We start from the raw sequence: 26364 nt of genomic DNA on the forward strand, positions 1-26364 counted from the left end.
TAATAACACCTTATCATGAAAAAAATTACTCAAATCATCTGCATCCTTTTGACAGTAACCAGTATGAGTGCTCAACAAGAGAAAGGAATTATGGGCTACAACAATTGGTTAAATAACTGGACCGAATTTAAGCCTAATAAAGTAGAGTATGGAGAAGCCAATCAAATATTAGCAGGGAATATTTCTGTTAATACTAAATTGATGAAAAGGAATATCTATGTTTTGCAAGGAAACGTTTATGTTACAAACAATGCTGTTTTAACAATTGAGCCTGGAACACTAATCATTGGTGATTTCGAAACTAAAGGAACATTGGTAGTTACAAAAGGTGCACAAATTGTTGCAGACGGTTTAGAGACTGACCCAATTGTATTCACTTCAAACCGCAGCCAGAAAAAAGCTGGAGACTGGGGAGGACTTGTAATTCTTGGTGATGCTCCAATTAATAAATTTGGAAATGTTGGTTCTTATAACCTTGATCTTGATCCTACATTAACTACTTATGGTGGTGATAATGTTGCGGGTAATTCAGGAATCCTAAGATTCGTAAGAATCGAATTTGCAGGTAAAAAAGTCAAAGGAATGGATTCATTCAACGGATTAACTGTTGCAGGTGTTGGAAACAAAACAATATTTGAAAACGTGATGGTTAGCTATTCCGGAGGTGACTCATTTGCTTTCTTCGGCGGAGATTTAAATGCTACAAAATTAGTGTCTTATAAATCAATCAATGATGATTTCAAATTTACTCAGGGAGTTCAGTGTCGTTTATACAACTCATTGGCTGTAAGATCTTCTTACCTTTCAAGTAACAAAGACGGATCTCGTTGTCTTGAAGTAAAAACATACGAAAAGAAAAACGAAACGGACTTTACTAAAAAAACAACTTTAGTAGTTGCTTCAAATATTACAATGCTTAACGATAGCGAAAACATTAAAGCTGATATTCAGTCAGGTTTGGTAAAAGAAGCTATCTACATTGCAGAAACTGCTTCACTTGAAATGAAAAGAAGCGTTATCTCTGGTTTCAATCCTGCTGTATTATTAGACAGTAAAACAGAAATCAACGATGCGAGCCTTAAAAAAATCAAATTTGAGGAAATGTATTTCAACCTATGTAACGGAAATATCTTTACAGAATACAATTCTAACAATGAAGATTTAGAGAGCTGGTATGGAAATAGCGTGTTCTTTAACGTTTATTCTCAAAGTGATAACAAAGAAACATTCATTGATATTTTCAATCCTAAGAAACCGGATTTCAGATTGCAATTAGGAAAAATTACAGCATCTAGCGGAAACAGATAGATAGATTTAGATTTTTATTTCAGAGCGTAAATTTTATTAATAAAGTCCCCAGACACAATTTATGTATTCGTCTTAAACCGGACAAATAAAGATCAAAACAGAATGGCCCCAACGATAGAAAAATATTTCACTTGTATAATATTTTTGGTTTCGCCGGTAACATTAAGTCTATATGCACAAAGTACAATAGAAAAGCCTGTTTTTTCTGTTACCACACCTTGTAAAGCGACTTCTTGTACCTTTAACCAAAAGAATGATATAGCTGATGAAAGTATCAGCAAATTAGATAATTCTAATCAGTTTATAGAAGGGCTATCCATCCCCAAGGATAGCCTTGCTATGGCAACTGATCTGGCTTGTCAGACGACTTCTAAATGCGAAGAATCAGCAGTTACAGCTTCTTATTCAGTTCTTGCAAAAGACATTATTGAGAACTATAAGTATGATTTTTCAGAAACATTTATTGATATTTTGTTTTTTGAGAATATAGACTTGGCCCGAAAACGTACTATATGATTCAAAAAACTACTTTAACTTTTACCAAATTCTTTCTTTTATTTGGCATTTTTTTATTTGTCGGATCTAGTTTGTATGCTCAAAAAGTAACACCTGAAATTCTTGCTTTCGACAGAATTTGTGCCGGTATTACAAGTCAGACATACAAAGCTACATTTACCTATAGCGCTTTCCCGGCCGGTACTACATTTGCGGTTGAGCTGTCAGATAAAACGGGAAGTTTTACTACACCTACGCCTGTTACAGGAACGGTTGTAGATGATGCACCAGATAAACAGACGATAACCTTTTCGATTCCGCCGAACATTGTGGGATCTGATACTTATGCTTTAAGAATTAAAAGTTCAGGAGGATATGTAAGCCCTACATTTTTCTCTTCAACAGCAAAAAAGTTATTCCCTATTTATTACAAAATACACGATAAACAATACACGATTAATAATTTTAACGGTTCTGCTACCTTTTGCGCAGGAGGCAGTTATGTATTGTCTATAGATCCTGATTCTACGAATCCGGAAAATGATTCACCTTTAAAATACCCTTCATTATCTTATAACTGGTATAAGGATAATGGTGCTACAGTACCACCAACACTTATGGCCGGTAATTCGGGTCCAAACTATACAGCTACTGCAGCAGGTACTTATTACGTAGAAACGAATTATGGCAGCTGTACTTCTCTTTCGTATTCAAATCGAGTTGTATTAACGTCTTCCGGTGCAGGTTCTTCTGTAACGGTAACTTCAAGTTTAGGTAATCCTTTTTGTGCAAACGAAGTCGGTACAGTATTGACGGCTACAGCAGGAAACAGTTATGTCTGGAAAAAGGATAATGTCGTTATTCCGGGTGCAACAACGCGTAGTATCAATGCAAACGAATCCGGAGTGTACAGCGTTGCTGTAGACTTTGGCGGATGTATAGCTACAGGAAGTATAGATTTAAAAAGTACCAGCTTTACAGCAAGTATTGACGTTGCAGATCAATATGAACTTAAAGACGGAGAGACCTTAAGCGTTTCTATTACAACTGATGCGACAAACCCAACTTATGAGTGGTATTTAAATAACAATATTATTCAGGGTGCGACTTCAGCAACTTACCTGGTATCAGTAAGAGGAAACTACAGAGCAAAAATTTCTGTGTCTACGGGTTGTACTTCTGCGAAAGAGTTTTCCTTTAGAATTACTTCAGCACTGGATGCTGTTACCACAGTAATTCCAAACATAGTAAGTCTGAGAAATCCGTATTGGAATATCCCGGATATTTACAAAACTGCAAGCACAAAAGTGATCATATTAAGTTCAAACGGAGAAGTGATGTTTGACGATGTTGGAAGTAATTACGATCCCGAACTTAATACGTTTATAAAAGATTTTAAAAATGTTAATCCGGTATATTACTATGTCATTCAATCCGACACAGGTGAAAAAAAAGGATCAATAACTGTGATAAAATAATATGAAGAAAATTTTACTATTCATAACTTTATTTTACGGTTTTTCAAATGTACTCTATTCGCAGGAAGCTCCTGAGGATGGAGTTGTTTCGTTTTCGTTACCCATCAGAAATTCTTTAAAGTTTAATAGATATTTAATCAATCCAACATTTAGTTTCGTACGCGAACAAAATGCTTATATAAGTTTTTATAATAAAAGACAATGGACTCAGTTTGAAAATGCACCCAACAGCTATTTATTTGGCTACTCAGGGCGTTTTAGAGAGAATGAAGCTTTTGCCTTTGGCTTGTTTCAGCAGAATTACGGTTTAATGACCGTTTTCGGCGGAGTTGCCAACTTTGCTCACAATATCGTTTTGCAGGAAGACAGCAATTTGACTTTTGGTCTTAATGTTGGCGCTTATAAAAGCAGTCTTGATAAAGGCAAAATCATATCTGATGATACAAGTTTAATTGTAGATTACCCGGGAAGCACTTTACTTACAGTAAATCCTGGTATTAACTACGGTACCGCGTTCCTTGATTTCGGATTGTCTGTAAATAATTTAATCCTTTACAATTTCGGTTCAGGAGTTGTAAAAGAAGATCCGGAGAGAGCGATTGAATTGCATGCGATGTACACTGGATACATAGATTCATACGGTTTTTTCGACAGAAGTAAATTTTCGGGAATTGTTAAAACAGAAATCAAACAAGACAAAACTGTTATTTCGGGATTGGCGATGGTTGCTATTCCAAAAGGAGTATGGGCACAGGCCGGATACAATACCTTGTACGGAGTTTCAGCCGGTCTTGGAGTTAATATATCACCAAGTATTGCTATAGAATACAATTATGAAAGAGGAATGGGTAATTTCTCTAATTTAGGAGGTTCCCACGAATTCGCTATAGCTTATAAATTCAAAAATAAAAATTACTATTATGGTGATGACGAAGAAGGGTCTCTTATGGATCCTGCTAAAGCAAAACCGGTAATAGCGAAAAAAACTACGGCTGCTGCTCCGGTTACAAGAGTCAGTGGAGCTGAAAAAGCCAAACTTGCTGCTGATGCGAAAGCGAAAGCCGATGCAGAAGCACAACAGGCAAGACTTGCGGCGGCTGAAAAAGTTAAGGCTGATGCCGAAGCTGCGGCAAGAGCAAGATTAGCGGCAGATACAAAAGCGAAAGCGGATGCTGAAGCATTAAAAATAAGACTGGCTGCAGACGCAAAAGCGAAAGCTGATGCTCAGGCTGCTGCGAGAGCAAAATTGGCGGAAAGCAAAACGACAGCCAAGCCTGCGACAACACAAAAAACAGCGGCACAATTAGCTGCAGATAAAGCGAGAGCTGATGCAGAAGCTGTTGCGAAAGCCAGACTGGCAGCTGCAAAAGCAAAAGCAGATGCAGAAGGTACAGCGAAACCAAAAACAGCAACGCCGGCTGAGCCACAAAAAACTCCGGCACAGTTAGCTGCAGATAAAGCGAAAGCGGATGCTGAAGCAGCTGCAAAAGCAAGACTGGCGGCAGATACAAAAGCGAAAGCGGATGCAGAAGCACTGAAAATAAAATTAGCTGCTGACGCAAAAACAAAAGCTGACGCCGCAGAAGCAAAACGTAAAGCCGACGCTAAAGCGAAAGCTGAAGCTGCAGATTTAGAATCGATTTTAGCTGCAGATGCTAAAGCGAAAGCGGATTCAGATGCGCTTCAGGCGAGAATTGCTGCAGAAACAAAAGCAAAAGCCGCAGCTACGACAAAAACAAAAACAAGTATTGATGCTGCAAATAAAGCAAAACTGGCAGCGGATGCGAAAGCGAAAGCGGCAGAAGAGGCAGCCCTGAAAGAAAAACTGGCAGCGGATGCAAAAATTAAAGCTGACGCAGAAGCAAGACAAGCAAGACTTGCAGCGGATGCCAAAGCAAAAGCCGATGCAGAAGCACTGAAAATAAAACTAGCAGCCGATGCTAAGGCAAAAGCTGACGCGGAAGCTTTACAGGCAAGATTAGCTGCAGAAGCAAAAACAAAAGCCGACGCAGAAGCCATACAAGCTAAGTTAGCAGCGGATGCCAAAGCGAAGGCGGATGCAGAAGCACTACAGGCAAAATTAGTTGCCGATGCTAAAGCGAAAGCCGATGCAGAAGCATTAAAAGCAAAACTGGCAGCAGATGCCAAAGCGAAAGCGGACGCAGAAGCCATACAAGCTAAGTTAGCCGCCGATGCCAAAGCGAAAGCGGATGCAGAAGCCTTACAGGCAAAACTGGCAGCAGATGCCAAAGCGAAAGCCGATGCAGAAGCTTTACAAGCGAAGTTAGCAGCCGATGCCAAAGCGAAAGCTGACGCAGAAGCCTTACAAGCAAAATTAGCCGCCGATGCCAAAGCGAAAGCTGACGCGGAAGCCTTACAAGCAAAATTAGCCGCCGATGCCAAAGCGAAAGCGGATGCAGAAGCTTTACAAGCAAAATTAGCCGCTGATGCCAAAGCGAAAGCCGACGCAGAAGCTTTACAAGCGAAGTTAGCAGCCGATGCCAAAGCGAAAGCTGACGCAGAAGCCTTACAAGCAAAATTAGCAGCGGATGCCAAAGCGAAAGCGGACGCAGAAGCCTTACAAGCAAAATTAGCCGCCGATGCCAAAGCGAAAGCGGATGCAGAAGCTTTACAAGCGAAGTTAGCCGCCGATGCCAAAGCGAAAGCAGATGCAGAAGCACTACAAGCGAAGCTAGCAGCCGATGCAAAAGCAAAAGCAGATATGGAAGCGTTACAGGCAAAATTACTTGCTGATGCAAAAGTAAAAGCTGATGCAGAAGCCACTGCAAGAAGACAAGCTGAAGCAGAAGCTCAAAAATTAAAGGCAGCAGAGGAAGAGCGTCAGGCAAAATTAGCAGCCGATGCCAAAGCAAAAGCAGATGCAGAAGCCTTGCAAGCGAAACTTGCAGCGGATGCCAAAGCGAAAGCCGACGCAGAAGCATTACAAGCAAAACTTGCAGCGGATGCCAAAGCGAAAGCGGATGCAGAAGCGTTACAAGCTAAGTTAGCAGCCGATGCCAAAGCAAAAGCCGATGCAGAAGCCTTACAAGCGAAACTTGCAGCAGATGCTAAAGCGAAAGCTGACGCAGAAGCGTTACAGGCAAAACTTGCAGCGGATGCCAAAGCGAAAGCGGATGCAGAAGCCTTACAAGCGAAACTAGCAGCGGATGCCAAAGCAAAAGCCGATGCAGAAGCCTTACAAGCGAAACTTGCAGCAGATGCGAAAGCGAAAGCTGACGCAGAAGCGTTACAGGCAAAACTTGCAGCGGATGCCAAAGCGAAAGCGGATGCAGAAGCGTTACAGGCAAAACTAGCAGCTGATGCGAAAGCAAAAGCCGACGCAGAAGCATTACAGGCAAAACTAGCAGCTGATGCCAAAGCGAAAGCGGACGCAGAAGCATTACAGGCAAAACTTGCAGCCGATGCCAAAGCGAAAGCCGATGCAGCATCATTACAGGCTAAGTTAGCTGCTGATGCCAAAGCAAAAGCTGACGCAGAAGCTTTACAGGCAAAACTGGCAGCTGATGCCAAAGCGAAAGCGGATATGGAAGCTGAGCAGGCTAAATTATTAGCAGATGCAAGAGCGAAAGCCGATGCAGAAGCGAATGAAAGATTAAAAGCGGAACAGGAGACAGAACAATTAAGATTAGCAGAAGAAGCACGTGAAGCAAAATTATTAGCCGACGCCAAAGCGAAAGCCGATGCGGATGCTCTTGCAAGAACAGCTTCAGTAGCGAAAGATGATACAGCAAAAGCAATCGATAATTTAGCACAATCTTTAGATGCATCAGGTAAAGCACAAAATGATTTGTTGGCACAGTTTAAAGCAACAGTGGCAAACAAACAAAAAGACCTGGATGATTTGAAAGAAGAGAATGACTTAAGTGATAAAGGTATTTACAAAGAACCAAAACCGTTCAAAAGTGTAGCTGCTGAAAACAGTCAGATAGAAGCTTTAAAATTACAGATGGCTGAAGCGAATAAAATTCAAAAAGATGAGATTGCAAAGCTGACAAATTTATATAACGAAAGACTTAAAAAAGTACCAAATAAAAACGATGCTTTAAACAAGGCTTATCTGGAGAAAATAAATCAGTTGAAAGCGGCTCAGCTTAAAATGGAAGAAGACGGTGCAGCTTTACTTGCCAATTTAGAGCGTATTAAAGCAGAAACTGAAATAGAGAAGAGACGTAGAATCAAGCAGGCAGCATACGAAAATGATCAGGGAAGATATGCACAGGATATAGCTGCTCTTAAACGTATTAAGGAAACTACGAAACCAAGCAGTACACCTTTAACAGCAAGTGATTTTGATTTTGGTGAAGACCAGTCAAATATGCAGATTATCAAGAATATTAAAAATTCTGAAAGCGGTTACTATATGATTGTTGCGGTACACAGCAGCGTCGAAAAAAGAGATGAGTTCTTAACCAAAGCAGTTGCTGCAGGTGTAACGAATATTAATTTCTTCTATAATGTAACAACAAGTAAATATTACATCTATTACGATAAGTTTGATGGATTATCTGAGGCTCAGGAAGCATTAGGAGCCAAAGGGAAAAAGCCATACAACGGGAAAATGGCCATCGTAAAAGTGGAGAATTAATATAATTAAGATTAAAGAGTTTCGTCCTTCTTAATTTTTTAAGAAGGACATAATAATAAATATTTTAGAATACTAATAATTTTATTTTCTAATGCCCCTTAGGGAATGAAGTGTAAGTAAACAAAAAGATGACTATGGAAAAACCTACTACTTTTAAATCAGTAAAAACTGTTTTTACTTTTATCAAAAACATCGTTTCTGATATTCAAAATCAGTTTGAAAAGCGTAATGCTTCACTTTTTGATGCAAAATTGCAGCCTTTATTTGTAAAAGCAACAACGGCCAAGACGATTCTTGGTATGCTGTTGTTTTTGTGTTTTACCACTACAATTTATGCACAGATTCCTAAACCTTTTAAGCCAAGGTTAGACGGTGGAAGTATGCAGGTTAAAGGAGATATCCTTTTAATTGGAAATAGTATTGTTACCGGACAAGGCCTGGCAGTACCATATAACGGAACAGCTGATAATAATGCTCAAACGGCAGTTTATATAGATATTGATGGTGATCCGGGAACCTTTAGTTCAAGTAGTGCAAATTTATTGATTGACAATAGTTGTAAATCTATCGCTTACGCAGGTTTGTATTGGGCCTCTTGCTACCCTAATGAAGTAGGAACTGATGCTAATCAATTTTTCGTAGGTACACCCAGATTGACCGACTGGAACCAGATTAAGTTTAAAGTTCCCGGTAGTAACACTTACGAGGTTTTAACTGCAGATAATGCAGCAGATCCTGCAGGAGACGAAGATGATATCATTTTTGATGGTTACCACTATTACGGTCCGGCAGATACACAGTCTTTTAAAGACTCTCCAATTATTTGTTACAAAAATGTTACAAAGTATTTGCAGGGCGTAAAGGATATTAATGGTAAACTGGATGCTAATGGTACTTATACTGTGGCTGACATTAGAGCTACAAGAGGAAAAAGACAAGGAGGAAGCGGAGGAGGATGGACTTTGGTTGTTATTTACGAAAGCCCTTCACTACCGAGTAAATTCATTTCGGTTTTTGATGGTTATGCAGGGGTGCAGGGTTCAGATGTATTGAATATTCCTGTTTCAGGTTTTAAAACGTTACCGGGAACTTTGCCTGTTTATGCCAAAATTGGTGTTTCTGCCTTAGAAGGAGACAGAGGTTTAAAAGGGGATTCTTTTCAGTTTAGAGGGGGTGCCCCTCCACCGGCAAGTCCGACAAAACTGTTTACGAAAATTTGGGATGCAGTCAATCCGAAAGACATGACGGTTACTCCGATAAAAAGTGATGAGGATAATTTTTTCAACTCTACCATTTCAAGAGGAGGAGCGTATGTCAAAAACAGAAACCCTAATAGTGAAAACACTTTAGGTTTTGATATTGACAATGTTGATATTGATAATACCGGTAATAAAGTATTAGGAAATAGTGAAACGCAGGGAGCACTTAAATTAACGACGAATGGTGATGGTTACGGAGCATTCCTGACCACTTTTGCCGTTGATATTATTGAGCCAAAGATTGTATTAACAAAAGTAGTAAGAGGCGTTCGTGCCGATGGTGTAACGGAGTATGACCTAAATGGTGCGGATGTAACTTTAGGGCAGGAGATGCGTTATGAGGTCGGATTCCAGAATGTGGGGAATGACAATGCAAAAACGTTAACGATTACAGATATATTACCACAAAATGTAATTTTTAATCGTCCAAGCGACATTATTTTTATGGATAATGGTATTTCAGTTGCTTCTTATAACGCAGCCACAAGAACCATAGTATTTAATGTCGATGATAAACTGGTTGTAAAATCAGGTTCTAAATATAAAATCATATTCAGAGTTAAAGTTGTTGCGGATTGTAACGAATTGGTTGATGCCTGTTCTAATAAAATCCAGAATACTGCAACTTCGCGTTATTTTGGTACCGAAAACCCAACCAACAACGGACAGCCTTATGGAGACGGAAGTTATTCCTTTAATACAGGATGTCTTGTAGGTGATCCGACTTCAACTAACTTTTTGGTTGGAATCAGTGATTGTTTGTTCCAAAGAAAAGTATCACTGTGTGGTAGCGCCATTCTAAAAGCAGCCAATGGATATACTACTTATGTGTGGAAAGATGAGTCTGGAAAAGTAGTTGGAACTACACAACAAATTACAGTTATAAAAGCAGGAGTTTACACGGTACAAACCGGAGGTAATCCGGATTGTAAAGGTATTCTTCAAACGTATACTGTTGAAGATTATGCAAAAGGTGCCAATGATAATCCGGTTAGTCCATATGCCAGTAATATAGACCCGGCTACAAAAAGACCTTACCTTTGTGCCAACGATAATAAGGAGTTTCCAAAGATTTTCTTATGTGGTCTTACAGACACGAGAGAAATCAAAACCAATATTGCCGGAGCAACCAACATTAAATGGCAGGTTTCTACAGATGTACCCCCTACAGGATTTCCTGCAAGTTGTGCGTATGAAGATGCTGTAAACTGGACACAGGCAGCACCGGACGGACCGAATTTCACGGCAAATAAATCCGGGGCATTCAGGGTTATTGTAAGTTACGGGAATAATTGTGTGAACACGTTTTATTTTAGTGTTTTCCAGAATCCTTTAGATGTAAAAGCTAAAAAGGACGATGTAACTTGTTCAACGCCCGGAAAAATAACGGTTACAAATCCGTTGCCAAATACAGGTTATACCTATAGTATAAACGGAACAGATTTCCAAACTTCAAATGTGTTTGATAATCTTCCGGAAGGCAATTATGTGGTAACTGTAAAACAAACAGCACCGGACCCACAAACGTCTTCATGTCCTTTTACGGTTAAGTTAACAATCGTAAAAACTATTTTCTCTGCAACTGTAGTGCCTACGGATGCTCTTTGTAAGGGATCTGATGGTACTATCAGAGCTACTGCAAATCAGGCACCCGGAGATTACCAATTTATAGTAAAAGTTGCAGGAACGAATACAGTAGTAGAAAATTCAGGAAAAATTTCATTCCCTAATTATAAGCTTTTTACAGGTTTAGCTCCCGGAAAATATGATGTAGAAGTGTACGCCAACAATTCGCTGACACTTCCTGCTAATAACGGTTGTTTTGAAATGCAGACAGTCGAAATATTCGACAAATCATTAACAGCAACTTACAAGATTAATAAAACCCTTGCCTGTGGAGATGGTGAATTTGAAATTTTACCAACAGGCGGAACTTTAATTCCAGGAGTTCCTCCATCCTACAATTATAATGTAAACGGAGTGGATTACGGAAAAAATCCTAAAATCCCGGTTATAAGACCATTGCCGGCCGGCGGAATATATAATGTAATTGTTACAGATTATAATAACTGTACTTTTGCCTTAAAAGTTACTATCCCTGACACACCGAAACCAACCGTAGACATTAAAGGAACGGATGGTAAATGTTATGGTGACAAAGGTGGTCAGATTGATATGGTGGTTACACCAACAAATTCAGGTTATGCCGTTTCTTATAATGTAAATAATGGGGCATACACTACATTGCCAACAACCAATTTGGCTCCGGGCAGCTATGATGTAATCGTAAAATATACGTACGGTACGGAAGAATGTTTTGATGCTGTTCGAAAAGTAGTTATTGGCGGTGCCGCAGATCCATTAACTGCTTCGGGAGGAGTAGCCGAATTATCCGGTTGTGGACCTCCGGGTAATCTAGATCAGGGAATGGTAAGAATTACCAATCCTCAGGGAGGAATACCTTTTCCTGCACCGGATTTGTACAGATACAGTTTTGATGATGGGCTTACATGGATTAAAGAAAATTATGCATGGGTAAATCCAAGGGCGACTCCTTATAAATTATTAATTAAGGATGCTGCCGGTTGTGTTTTTCCTATGGATGGCATTGTCCTTGAGCCAAAACCATCTGATCCTGTTTTTATCCAAACCACAAACTATACTTGTGACGGTAAAGGAACAACAACAGTAACTGTAAAAACGGATCCTAGTACTACGTATGAATATGAATATTATTTAGGTACTGCCTTAAATACAAATGTACCACCGAATGTCTTTAAAGATCTTCCGGTTGGTACCTACGATGTGATTGTAAAATACAAACTGGTATCTTCTCCAACTTTCAGTAATTTGTTAAAAGAAGATTTTGGTAGCGGACCGCCAACCAAATCACCGGGTATTGCAGCAGCATATTGTTTCAATGACCAGCGAGTTAATCCTCCTTATCAGTGTAAATTTCCTAATGGAACACCAAGTAGATCTGTAGAAGATAATGCCTATTCTGTAGCAAGTTTCTTCTGGAGAAGTGATGATCCATCAAGCAATAATACAGGTGCATGGTTCCACTTTAAAGACCATACAACAAATCCAAACAACCTGGCCAATACAGGAGATCCTGATGGAAGATTTTTATTGGTAAATATTGGTAATGCTGCAGGTAAATATGGTATTTTGTACAGTAAACCTATTGTCGATGTTATACCGAATCAGGATATAATTGTTGATTTTTATGTTGGAAACTTATTAAATCCGGGTTACAGTGCTGCCGCGCCTATTATCAGAGTGGAATTAATTGATGCTTTAGGTAATGTTGTGGCCAGAGATGATACCGGAGAAATTGCAGCTCCTTCAAATGATCCGAACAGAAGAAAATGGGTACCGATTAGTATCAAGATGAATCCGGGAAATAATAAGAATCTAACTTTCGTGGTTCGTTCCGGTAGTGAAGTATTTAGTGGTAACGATTTAGTTCTTGATGATATCTGGGTACGTCAGTTACCAAAATCATGTTTGTCTGAGCAAAAACTTAAAGTGGTAGTAGAAGACAGTAAAGGTTTTACTGCCGAAGTTCAGGGGCTTACTCATATAAAATGTAACGGATCTAAAGACGGAGCATTTAGTATTATAGCTAAAAATTTTGATCCGCTTAAAGGTTTCTATTATACGATAGACGGTGGTGCTAACTGGACTAAGTCTACAGTTGCCCAAATTGATTTTACTGGTAAAGATGCCGGATTGTATGATGTGCGTGTGAGATATGATGATCCAAAAGCACCATCACCAAATCCTTGTATTGTTAGTTTACCAACCACAATTAAAACAGAATCCGCCTTTTCTATAAGTGCTTCTCCAAGTGTAGCGCTTTGTAAAGATGGTGCTACAGTTACAGCTAGTGCCACAGGTGGAGTGAAACCGTACACATTAATACTTACCAATACAGTTACAAAAGTAACGACGGCGTTCCCGGTTAATGGCGGAACGATAACAGGTGTTGCACCGGGTTCTTATACCGTTTCCGGAACAGATGCTAATTTATGTCCAAACACCAAAAATGTAGATTTTATTATTGCTGACCCTGTTAGACCGGAAGCAGAGATTGTTTCCAATACAGGTTTATGTTTTGACGGTACCAGCGCGCTGATTACAGTAAATATTACTAAAGGTGTTGGTCCATTCTATTATCAGGTAAATATAAATGGAGCGGGATATGGTAATCCAACTGCTACTTTTCCAGGGAAAACATTTACGTATACAGCCTCAGCAACAGGAACCTATGACTTTTTGATTACAGATACCAGTAACAAATGTGATGCTACAGCTGTAAGTCAAAAAATTGAAGGTAAATTAACAGCAAATGCACTAACGACTACTCCATTAAGCTGTGATACCACTGCACCAAATGCAGTTATAGAAGTTTCTATTTCAGGAGGTTATGCACCTTATAAATATGTGGTTAAAAAAGGTGCTACCACATTATTTACCAGTGGTAGTATTGCAGGTCCTAAATTTACCTATTCAACAAGTACTGCAGGAACCTATACTTTTGAAATTACAGATGTAAAAGGCTGTCCATTTAAGGTTGACGGAATCGTTAATTCGAAAATTGCCGTAACTGCAAAAGAGAAAGTAGATGATGTAAGTTGTAATGGTGCCGCTGACGGAACCGTTACGATTACTCCATTAACAGGAGTAGCTCCGTTTACGTACCAGTTTAATGGTGCGGGTGCTTTTACGTCTACGACTACATACGGATCATTAGCCGGTTCTATTGCAGGAACGACTTATACGTATATTGTAAGAGACGGACAGAAGTGTGAACAATCCTATTCGTTTAAAGTTTTCCAACCGGACGTAATTAAAGGTACTGCTACCATGGCGCCTTTATACAATTGTGATAATCCTGCAACAATTACAGTTTCGGGAGTTAGTGGAGGAAATGGTTCTTACCAGTACACTTTATTGAAAGACGGTGTTAAATATGCCGGACCACAAGGAACTCTTGTATTTAATAATTTAAGTACAGAAGGTGTTTACACGGTTACAATTACAGATTCGAAAAGTTGTTCGGTTACAATACCAGCGGGCACAATTACTAAATTGAACCCACCGGCAGCGATGACGCTTACGCCTTCGGCAGTAACCTGTCCAAGTAATACGGCCAGTGTAACCATTTCAGCTGTGAAGAATGCGGCTGGTGTACTTTTACCAACAGCAGGCTTGCAATACAGAATGCTTTTACCAACGGTTGGTACGTACCAGACTACTACTACATTTACAGGTTTAGCGGCTGGTGTTTCTTATAAATTTGAAGTAAAAGACGCGAACAATTGTAAATTCGAAGAAACTATATTTATACCTGCATTACCAACTATTGCAGTAACATTTAAATCTCAAACTGATATCGTATGTTTTGGCGATACCAATGGTAGTGCTGTATTTACAGCGACAGGATTGGGTAATGGTACAAATTACTCGTATGTTGTAGATACTAAACCGGCTGTAACAGGAACATCTCCTGCAACAGGAACTTCTTTTGATATTCCGGTAGCAGCATTGAGTCCTGGTTTACATACGATTACAGTAACGAATACTTCTACTACGTGTTCTGCACAACAGACGGTAACCATTTTGGCTCCGGCTGCAGCTTTAGCTTTAAACCCTCCTACATTAACTCATGTTACTTGTAATGGTTTAGGTCAGGCAATCATAAATGCAGTAGGCGGCTGGACACCCTATAAGAATTACGAACTGACTCCGGTAACTCCTGCAGGAGCTGTTGTGAATCAAACGACTAATACTTTTACAGGATTAGCAGCGGGAGACTATAAAGTAGTAGTAACAGACTTAAACGGATGTACTAAAACGCAAAACTTCACGATTAACCCTAAAGTTAATCCAACGGCCAGTATAGATACTGTTACATCTGATTTTTGTTCTAGTGCTTTAGGAGCTACTATAAAAGTAACGCCTAATGCAGCACCTAATTACACCTATACACTTGGAAGTGTAACCCAGAATAACGGAACATTCACAGGATTAATCCCGGGAAGTTATATTATTAAAGTTACAGATACTTCTACAGGTTGTTTTATTAATTTACCGGCAACAACGATTGCTTCGCCAATAGCAGCAAGTATTACTTTAGACAAAGATTTGGATTGTTCTCTTGCTACGCCAGGTGCCACTATCAGAGTTTATAATATTACAGCGGGTTACCCGGACTATAAATACAGAGTAAATACTACAGGTGCTCCATTTACAGGTGCTTATACAACACTTGCAGCCGGACAGACTTCGTTTACATATCCGGCTGGTGCTGCTGCTACTTATTATTTTGAAATTACAGACAGTAAAAATTGTACTACCGTTGTAAGTCAGAAGATAAATGCAATTGTAAAACCAGTAGTTACTGCTGCCACTCCGGCTCATGTAAAATGTAAAGGAGATTCTACAGGTACTATTACGGTAACAACAAACCCGGCAGCAGGAACGTATACCTATGTATTAACACCAACTGCACCAACAACGGGAGCTGTAATTACACAAACGAATAATGTATTTACAGGTATCAAAGCCGGAACTTATGCTGTTACAGTTACAGATGCTAAAAGTTGTACTTCTGTACCGTTCCCGGTTACAATTACAGAGCCTGCCATTAAATTGACAGCTTCAGCTTTAGCAACGCAATTAAAATGTGGATCAGGAAATGCTCCACAAACGTCTACAATTACAGTAACAGCAATTAATGGAACTCCGTTTACAGGTGGAAAATATAAATACGATTACGGAGATGGAAACGGTTATGTAGATTCAAATACATTTACAACAAGCACTCCGGGTCTTGTCAATATTACAGTAATAGATAAAAATGGCTGTACTGCCACAACATCTGCTACAATTAATACATTAAACCCGCCAACAGCTTTAGCTTTTGCACAGGCAAATGTTATTAGCTGTGACGCTGCTCAACTGGATACCGATTTAAAAGTTACCGTTACTAACGGTGTAGCACCATTTAAATTCGAAATAACAAGTACAACTGCTGCAATTGCTCCGGCAACTCCTGTTGTAACAGGGATCAATGCTCAGGATTATACTTTTACAAATTTATCCCCAGGGAAGTACTTCTTTAGAATTACCGATAATAACGGTTGTATAAAAGATGGAGATTTCACCATTGATAATGTAGTTCCAATTACCGTAAGTGGTACCCTTGTTACTGCAGTATCTTGTAATAATGCTTCAGACGGATCTATTAAATTCAATGTTGGAGGAAATTCAACCGGATTTACATACGTTCTGAAAAACACGGCTAATGCCACTATTACAGGTGGTTCTCAGGCAGGTAATGTGGTTACGTTCACTAATTTACCAGGAGGAACAACGTATACCATTACCGTTACAAACCCAACAACAAAATGTAGCAATACGGCTTTTGTAAACCTTGCCAACCCAAGTGCAGTTACCATTACTGCGGCATCAGGTACAAAAGTATATTGTGACAAACCAAATACAGCGATTACAGTAACCGCTACGGGAGGTACAGGTACCCTATATTACGCGGTAGTTTCTGCAAAAGCAGGAACTCCGGCACCGGTTTACCCTGCAGATTATAATACAACAGGTGTTTTCTCAAGAAACACACTTGTAGACGGGGAAACTTTTAATGTATTTGTAAGAGATGCAAAAGGTTGTCCTGCGACGACATCATTTACAGTAGTGAGAGATGCAGTACCAACCGTTGACCCAATACCGGTAACCTGTTACAAAGGAGGTTCGCTTAACATCGTGATGTCCGGATCTGTTTTTGCAGGTTCACAGACATGGTATGGTGTTAATGGTACTTATTCCTTATTCCCTAATAAAACTATTTCCGGACCAGGTACTTATGATTTAACGATTAAAGATGATAACAATTGTATTTCTCCGGTTTTCAAATTAATTATTAATAATCAATTAAAGCTTACAGTTAAATCTGAAAAAGATGTTACCTGTACAGCCGTTCCGCCATTTACCACTACAGATGCACAAGTTACCTTATCAGCTTTAGGCGGAGGTGCTGCATATACTTACTGGTATAAATTAGGTTTAGGAGGAACATATGTTGCCTTACCGGGTAATGTATTCAATACTTCAACTCCGGGAGATTATTATTTCCAGGTTACCTCTGACGGATGTTCTGCAGAAAGTACGGTTCCTGTAAAAGTTACTACACCGGTACCGCCAGTTGTAAATGCTGTAGCAACAGGAACATTATGTACCTTATCTAAAGAAGGAACCATACAAGTTACGGTAACTTCAGGTGGAGTTGGTCCGTTTACGTACACTATTGACAATTGGGTAACCAGCAATGATTCCGGTTATTTTACAGATTTACCGGGAGCACCGGGAGCTGGTTTAGGATATACCTATCAGGTTCGTGATGCCAAAGGTTGCGTTGGAACAGGAGTTACTCAGGCATTTGTGATCGCACCGGACCCTATTACGTTTGGTACAGTGGTAGCTAATATCGAGTGTGATCCGTCTTCAACACCTCCGGGTTCAACTTTAGGTTCAATCACAGTGATAAATGCTGCAGGTGGAACGGGACAATATACCTACCATATTAGTAATAATTTCGGATATACAGCTTCTTATACAACAACTACAAAAGAAGATCATAAGTTTGATATTATTGATTTTGGTATCTATACTGTTGAAGTTAGGGATGTTAATAGCTGTTCTTTATCAAAAACTGAGGTTATGGCTTCTCCGCCAAACGACCTGGTGATTGATGTTACAACTACACCATCGACTTGTACAACAGGAGGAACTGCAACTGTTACGGCTGTTGCATCGGTAGGTAGTGGAAACTATGAATTTGGTATCTTAGAATTTAATACACCACCATATTCAAATAACTATACAGGACCAGACGTAGTAGGTGGAAATGTTAAAACATTTAACCCACTGATTCCTGGTGTTACGTATACATTTGTGGTACATGATTTAACCACAAACTGTTATTTCTTAAAATCTGCAGCCGGACCTATCCCATCAGCTTCTACGCTGGTTGGTACTCCAGCTCCTCAGAATGTTACTTGTAAGGGACTTGGTGATGGTAAAGTGACCTTTACAATCACAGGACAACACGCAACGACAACTTCTGTAGATTATCAGATTTTCAGAGATCAGGATAATGCTGTAATCAGTCCTATCTTGAATGCACCGGTAGCGACACCATTTACTATAACTTATCCTGGAACATTAGTACCGGGAAGATATTATATTGTATTCACAGAAAGAGGCGGAACTATTGACGGTTGTCAGTCTGCGTCAACAATGTTTGAGATCAAAGAATCAACAACACCATTAACCTTATTGGCATCATCACTTAAAAATGCCAATTGTAATCCAAACGCTGGTATTGTTACCGCTCAGGGTAAAGGTGGGGCAGGTTCTTATTTATACCAAATCATTACAGATACAGGAGCAATTGGTGACGCTGACGATCCAAAACCAACAGCAGCATCATTCTTGCCGATCCACAGTACCAATACATTCTTTGTTAATTCAGGAGATTATTTGGTTTGGGTTAAAGATGCAAACAACTGTATTACAAGTGCAACCGTTAAAGTTATTCAGGATCCTCTTCCGGTATTTAACGTTGACTTTACTACTTTTTGTGCAGGAGAAGGCGCATTTGAAGTTACGGTGAATATAACAGATCCGGTACCTACAATGGGTCCATATAAAGTAAGTGTTGATAACGGTACTCCGGTTCCGGTTACAGGACTAAGCTATACTGCTTTAGGTCTTAATTCAGGACCACATACTTTTGTAGTGATAGACAAAAACAACTGTTCTCAGGCACTTCCGACGAATCTAAACATAAATGCAACGCCATCTGCAATAGCAACTGTTGGAAAAGTATTAGCTTGTTCAGTTACAGGAACTGTTGTTGAAGATGCTGTCATTCATGTTGAAGTTAAAGACGGTACACCGGCTTATACATATGAAGTTAAGAAAGGAATTGCTGGTTTCGTGACGTTTACGCCTGCGACAACTGTTGTTGCCGGAGTAACAGCATTCGATTATACAGTGCCTTCGGGAGCTGCGGATACTTATATCTTCAGAATTACAGATGTAAACGGTTGTCCTATTAGTACAAGCGCTGTAACAATTGATCCTATTGTACCAATTGTACCGGATGCTAAGGCTATACAACCATTATGTAAAGGTGGTACAGGTACTATTGTATTATCGGCTACCGGAGGAAAAGGACCTTACAGGTATAATTTCAACAATGCAGGATTCTCTACAGATGATACGTATCCAGCTATTTCAAATAATGGTATACCTTATTCGTTTATTGTAAAAGATGATTTAGGTTGCGAAGCATCAGGTACTATAATTTTAGGTGAACCAAGTGAGTTAACCATTAATGCTCCGGTTATTACACCGTTAACGTGTGGTCCTGGTAATGTGGGACTTGACGCTCAGGTTGTTTTATCTGCAAGCGGAGGTACCGGAACTATTGAATATAGTTTTAACGGAAGTGATTTCAGTACTCAGACGACGTACAATGTTATTGATACAGGAAGCGATCAGCTGAATATTCCATTCAGTGTGAGAGATGCAAATAGCTGTTCTAAATCAGGTACTGTGGATATCCTTAAATTAGATGCGCCTGTATTTAATGAACCGGCATTTACACAAACTACTATTACATGTCTGGCCACGACAAGTGATGTTCAGGTGGTGAGTACCAAAGGTATTGGAACTTCTACTTACAAAATCATTTCGCCGGTTGCACAGGCTGGAAATATAACAGGTTTAAACTCTGGTCTTTTCACAGGTTTACCTGCTGGTGACTATATTTTTGAAGTTACGGATTCCAGAAACTGTAAAGATCAGGCTCCGTATACCATAAAAGATGTAATTAAAATCAACGTAGTGGAGCAATCCACAACTGGAATAACCTGTGCTACGGCTACAGACGGGAAAGCTACTTTCTTCGTGTCAGGCTTTGGTTCAGCTGCTCCGGGAACATACCACTATAAATTAGATGCTAATCCGGATGTAACCGGTTTAACAGCTTCAACAATCAATTTAACAGGATTGTCAAGTGGTAATCATACCCTTACGGTATATGATGATGTAACAGGTTGTTCTATGGCATTGCCAGTAGGATTTGACATTGCTGCACCACCTGCTCCGCTATCAGCAACTAAAGTGGTTACACCATTAGGTTGTACTACTTTTGGAGCCGTAACAATTACAGCTGTTGACGGTTGGGGTGATTATACGTACACTTTAACTCAGGGTGCAACTGTTAAAACAAATACAGACGGAATTTTTGCCGGTCTTACAGTAGTAGGTACCTACAACATTTCTGTAAAAGACAGTAATGGTTGTGAAGTAACAGATTCGTTTAGTTTAACAACTCCTGTTAAACCGACAATTGCAATAGATGCTTCTAATTACTGCTATGTAAATGATAATACAACAACAATCAATGTAAGTGCTACTTCTGTAGGTACGCCACATCCTGTAACACCATACGAATTTAGTATTGATGGTACAAACTGGCAAACTTCAGGATCATTTACAGATCTGAAACCTGGTGATTACACCATTACGGTTAGAGATAAATTTGGTTGTACAGATGCTATAACAACTAAGATTAACGGTCAGCTTTTCGCTTCTGCGGAAAACAGAAAAGACCTTTATTGTGCAGGTCTTGCTGCTGACGGAACAATTAGAGTAAGTGCTGTTGGCGGATATCCGGCTTACACTTATACGGTAAATATTAATGGCGCCGGAGCTTCTGCACCAGTGGCATTTACAAACCCGGCTTTCTCTGATTACACCGTAACAGCTGCTGGTAGTTATGTATTTACAGTATACGATTCAAGAGGCTGTGCCTATCCGATTCCTGCCGTAGTAATGGTAGATCCGACTCCGGTTGTGTTTACTGCTACACCAACTTCACCAAGTTGTTCAGGAACTCAGGGAACTGTAGGCGATGGTTCAATTTTATTTAATTTGCCTCCGTCTAACAACAATCCGGATTACACGTACACGATTCAACGTACAGTACCGGCTGGTGGTCTGGTGGTTACTCAAGTGAACAATCCTTTATTCAAAGATTTAATTGCAGGTACGTATACCGTTACTGTAAAATCAGGAAGAGATTGTCCTGCTACGGATACTGTTATTATTAATCCTCCAACTCCGGTTGTGGCTTCATACTTAGTGACACCGTTTAAATGTTCAGGAACAAACACCTTAAATGCAACTGTTGTTACGGTTACAGGTACAGGTGGAAAAGGAACTAATCTGGTTACAGATTACACGTACAGTGATAACGGATCGAACTGGAAAACAACAAATACATTTAATGTGATAGATAACGGATCAGTTCAAAATCCGGTCTATTATGTTAAAGATGGTAACGGATGTATCGCTTCTATTTCAGTTCCGGTAAACCCATTCCCTAAATTGATTTCTGCTACAGCTACTTTAGATACTAAAGCAGATTGTAAAAATGCAGGAGAAATTATTAACGTCGTTATTGCAGGCGGATCTGTTCCGGCTAATTTTGAATATGACGTTTATAAAGATGGTATTCTGTTTGCTTCTGCTATTCCTGTAACAGGTAATACATTTAACTATACAGCACCGGATGCAGGTCATTTCTATCAGTTTAAAGTAACTGATAAAACGACAGATTGTTTCATTCTTTCTAATGTATATAACGTTCCGTTATTCAATACCATGAAAGTGATTGCAACAGCGTCTCAAATGGTGAGTTGTAGTGGTTTCAGCGATGCAGAAATCACAGTGAGCATTACCAATTACGCAGGTGCATTTACCTATCAGGTTTACGATGCTGCAAACAATGCAGTAGCGGGTGCTTCGGGAACAGGAAATGCTACAACAGGTAATCCGTTTACAATTACGGGTCTTCCTGTAGGAGTTAATTATACTGTTAGAATTACACAAACAGCTTACCCTGAATGTACAGTTGATTCAAATCCTGTAGATATTACACAACCTCCGGTATTAAGCCTGGCAGGTTTAAAAGTGGACAATGTAAACCAAAACTGTAACAATGATGGTGCCGTACTTACGGTAGATTCTTCAACAATAGTTGGTGGTACGCCTGGATATACGTATGCATTTGCTCCTGCGGGAACAAGTACAGCACTTTTAGTGTACACACCATCTGCGACAAAAACAATTGTAACAACGAAAGTGTTCCCATTGTTCGATGCCTGGGATGTGTATGTAAAAGATGCGAAGGGTTGTTTTGATCATGTTACAGTAAATGTTTCATTAGATCCGAAACCAACGATTACTGATGTAAAAGTAGCGAGCCAGTGTGCCAGCGCTTCAGGATACAGAATTGATGTTACGGCAACCGGAGTGGGAACTCTACAATACAGTTTAGACAACGGACCGTTTACAACAGATAATTTCTTTATCGTTTATTCTCCGGGACAATATACCGTTACCGTACAAGATGCAAATCAATGTGCTACAACAGCTCTTGCACCGGTTACTGTTTTGGAACCTCTTACACTAAGTGGAGAAATAACGGTGATGTCAGATTGTAAAACGGCAACTGGAGAAATTACTTTACATGCTGCAGGCGGTACAGTTTTACCAGCTAACAGCTATGTATATACGAAAGACAATTGGGCTACAAGTCAGGTTACACCTGTCTTTGCAAATCTTGCTCCTGCTGTATATAAATTTAAAGTAAGAGATATTGTTACTTTATGTGAAAAAGAGTTTGATATCGAAATCGAACAACCGACAGATGTTACAGGAATTATTTTAACTCCAACAGCTGTTTCTTGTAAAGATGGTTTAGATGGTACAATCACTGTAGCCATTGCAACTTCAAATAATAACCCTGTTTATACCTATAGTTTAACAGGTCCGGCAGGATTTACGCCTAGACCAGCGCAGGAATCTCCTGTTTTCAAAGACTTACCTTACGGACTTTATACCGTAACCGTATTGTCAGGAAGAGGATGTTCAGGTACAGCAACAATTACTGTTGCCGAGCCAGCTGTAATGGCGATAGGTTTACCAGCGGTTACACAATATGTTTGTAACACGGGTAGTAATGCAGTTAAATTTGCAACGATCACTGTAACTCCGGGTTCTGTTGTTGGTGGTTCAGGTAACTACCTGATCTATGAATTCTTCAGAGATGGTAAATCTGTTCAGAAAGACGATAGAAATACGTTTACTGAATTTGATTACTTAGGCGGAACTTACACCGTAACGGTTTATGACAGTAACAATTGTCAGGCACAGTCTAACAGTGTGATTATTGCGCCATATGCAGATATTGATGATTTAAAAATCGATGTAACTAAAATAACTTGTAAAGACCCAGAGTCAATTCAGGTTACTGCAATTAGTACAAAAGGAACATTACCAGCTTTAGATTATACAATCGAAGGTGTTGCTCCAAATACTTACCCGCTTACCTCTAGTCCAACTGGATTATTTGCAGGATTAAATGTAGGTCAGTACAAAATCACGGTAACAAATCCGGTAACAGGATGTAGTATCGTAAGATACCATACCGTGAATGAGCCAAACACATTCAAAATTGTGGCTACAGAGGTTAAAAACCTTATTTGTTTCAGTGATACTAACGGAAGCGTTACCCTGACACTGGTAGACAATATTGTACCATCAGATGAAGCAGGTCCGTTTAGCTATGTTATCACGCATGAATCAGGTACACAGCAAAGTGGTGTTACGACATCAACGGAACTAAAACTTGCTAACCTGATCAGAGGGAAATATACTGTAGCGGCTACTTTAGTTAATACACCATTCTGTCCGGTTACTACTGAATTTAGTATTGAAGGTCCGGCAGAAGAATTGTTACTTACACCAAGTGTAAAACAAATTACTTGTGCAAACGGTAACAACGATGGTATTATTTCTGTATCAGCAACCGGTGGATGGCCGGGTGAATACCAATATAAATTAGAAGGAGATAAGACTCTACCATATTCTACTGTAAATGTTTTTGAAAATTTAGCAGTTGGATCATATGTAGTATTTGTGAAAGACATTAACGGTTGTGAGGTGTCAGCACCAATTCAGCTAGATGCTCCAAAACCAATTGATGTAACGGTTGGTTTAGATAAAACAAAACTGCTTTGTTATGATGACACAGATGCTACGTTAACGGTTAACACGATTACAGGCGGATCAGGAAACTATACATATACCTTACACGGAACGTTGGCAAACGGTACAGTAATTACCAGAGATGCCCAGCCGGATAAAGTATTCGCAGGATTAGGTGCAGGAACTTATTTCGTTACTGTTTCTGATGACTGGACTTGTGTAGGTACATCTAACAAAGTTACAGTTGACCAGCCAAACGTAGTGGAAGCAACTATAGCTATAGACAGAACAGAAACTTGTGCTATTACGCCAAGAATTATTCTTAAAGCTACAGGTGGAACAGGTCCTTATTTCTATAGTACGGATGGAACTGTCTATAACCCAACATCATTTGTATCACAAGTGCAGATTGATTTACCAAAAACAACGGCAAATGTAACGTACAAGTATTTTGTAAAAGATTCAAATGATTGTAACGCTGCAACCGAAGTGAATGTTGAATTCTCACCAGTTCCTGCAATTACATTGGAAGTATATGAGCACCAGGATATTCAGTGTAGAGGATCTGTATCCGGATCTATAACTGCTATTGCAAAAGGTGGTTTAGGGAATTATGTTTACATTTTAACGGATGTGAATGGTAATGCAATTATTCCGGCTCCGACGCAATTGACACCGGGTGAATTTACAGAACTTGCTGTAGGTAAATACCGTGTGACAGTACAAAGTCTGGATTGTGAGCAGCCTTTCGAGATCATCGAAATTACACAGCCGGATACTGAATTGTCTGCAACATTAGCTGTAGAAGATGTGAAGTGTAACGGATTCAGTAACGGTAAAATTACGGTTAATGCTGTAGGAGGAACGGGTGCATATGTATATGCATTACATCCAAACCTTACACAGTTCTTTGACTCGAATATTTTCGATAACTTAAAACCTGGTATTTATACCATAAGAGTTCAGGATGCAAACGGATGTTACCGTGATTACCAGGATGAAGTTAAACAACCGGACCCATTAGATGTTGCTGAAATTGTAAGTTCACAAATTCCGGAATACTGTTTCGGTGATAAAGACGGAGTTGCATTTGTTGAAGTTACAGGTGGTGTGGGACCATATATGGCCAGCATAACCGGCGATGGTGTTACAATCGATTTCAGAGCACCGGATGTTGATGCCAATACATTTAGTTTCCAGGGTCTTTCTGGTGGAATTGAATATCACGTAATAGTTAAAGATCTTAACGAATGTACGAATGAGGTATTCCTTAAATTACCGGATCCTGTTAAATTAAACCCGATCGCGAAGGAAAACTACAGTTGTGAGAATGATCTTCCGGTGAATAATATCACGGTTGAGGTAGATTCAAGTATCGATGATACCAGAAAAGCGACTATCGTTTATACTTTATTCGAAGATGGAGTTTCTAAAGGAATTACCCAAACGGGTAATCCGATATTCAGAAACCTTCCTACGGGTAACTATAGTGTTCAGGTTGTCCTTGAAGGATGTGATAGAATGACGAATACCGTTCGTATTGATGCTGTTCAGCCATTGAATTTAATAGATGTTACATCTACAGTTAATAAGGACCTGAATACGATCGAAGTGAAAGCTTCTGGTGGTGTACCGGCTTACGAATACAATTTCAACGATGAAGGATTTACACCATCCAATACCTATAGAATCTACAAAACAGGTGACTATAGTGTAGTGGTGAGAGACCAGAATGGTTGTGAGTTCAGAACTACAGTGCATGGTACATTCTACGACTTCTGTCTGCCGAATTACTTTACACCGGACGGTGACGGACGTAATGATCTGATCGGTCCTGATTGTGGTGCATTAGCATACAAAAACCTGACTTTCGATATTTTCGACAGATATGGCAGAGTAGTAGCGAAGTATCATGTAGGTCAGAAATGGGATGGTAGATACAACGGTGCAGAATTGCCAACAGGTGATTACTGGTATGTTCTTAAACTAAATGACGAGAAAGATCCAAGAGAGTTTGTTGGACACTTCACTTTATACAGATAACAAAATTATAGCCCCGATGATGTTATCT

5 protein-coding genes are annotated in these 26364 nt (G+C 39.6%); all 5 read left to right on the forward strand.

Annotated elements, in window-relative coordinates; genetic code table 11:
- Positions 1–15: 15 nt before the first annotated feature.
- The 5 genes from LPB89_RS03320 (at position 16) to LPB89_RS03340 (ending at position 26336) form a co-directional block, all read left to right on the forward strand.
- Positions 16–1308: a hypothetical protein gene (locus LPB89_RS03320; RefSeq protein ID WP_230700247.1), complete on the forward strand. Its 1293-nt coding sequence runs from the start codon at positions 16–18 to the stop codon at positions 1306–1308.
- 102 nt (positions 1309–1410) lie between these two features.
- The gene (locus LPB89_RS03325) at positions 1411–1824 is read left to right on the forward strand and encodes a hypothetical protein (RefSeq protein ID WP_230700248.1); all 414 of its coding nucleotides are present in this window, start codon (positions 1411–1413) and stop codon (positions 1822–1824) included.
- A complete protein-coding gene (gene sprC, locus LPB89_RS03330) occupies positions 1821–3281 on the forward strand; it encodes a gliding motility protein SprC (RefSeq protein ID WP_230700249.1) in 1461 nt (486 codons plus the stop codon). The genes LPB89_RS03325 and sprC overlap by 4 nt, the downstream gene beginning before the upstream one ends.
- Before the next feature lies 1 nt (position 3282).
- Complete coding sequence (locus LPB89_RS03335; RefSeq protein ID WP_230700250.1) at positions 3283–7887, forward strand: PorP/SprF family type IX secretion system membrane protein; 4605 nt, start codon at positions 3283–3285, stop codon at positions 7885–7887.
- Between the two features lie 134 nt (positions 7888–8021).
- Positions 8022–26336 (forward strand): T9SS type B sorting domain-containing protein, encoded by an 18315-nt coding sequence (locus LPB89_RS03340; protein ID WP_230700251.1) that lies wholly within the window; start codon positions 8022–8024, stop codon positions 26334–26336.
- The last annotated feature ends 28 nt before the right edge of the window (positions 26337–26364 follow it).

Origin of the sequence: Flavobacterium sp. ENC (genome assembly GCF_020991415.1) — a bacterium.
Lineage (GTDB): Bacteria > Bacteroidota > Bacteroidia > Flavobacteriales > Flavobacteriaceae > Flavobacterium.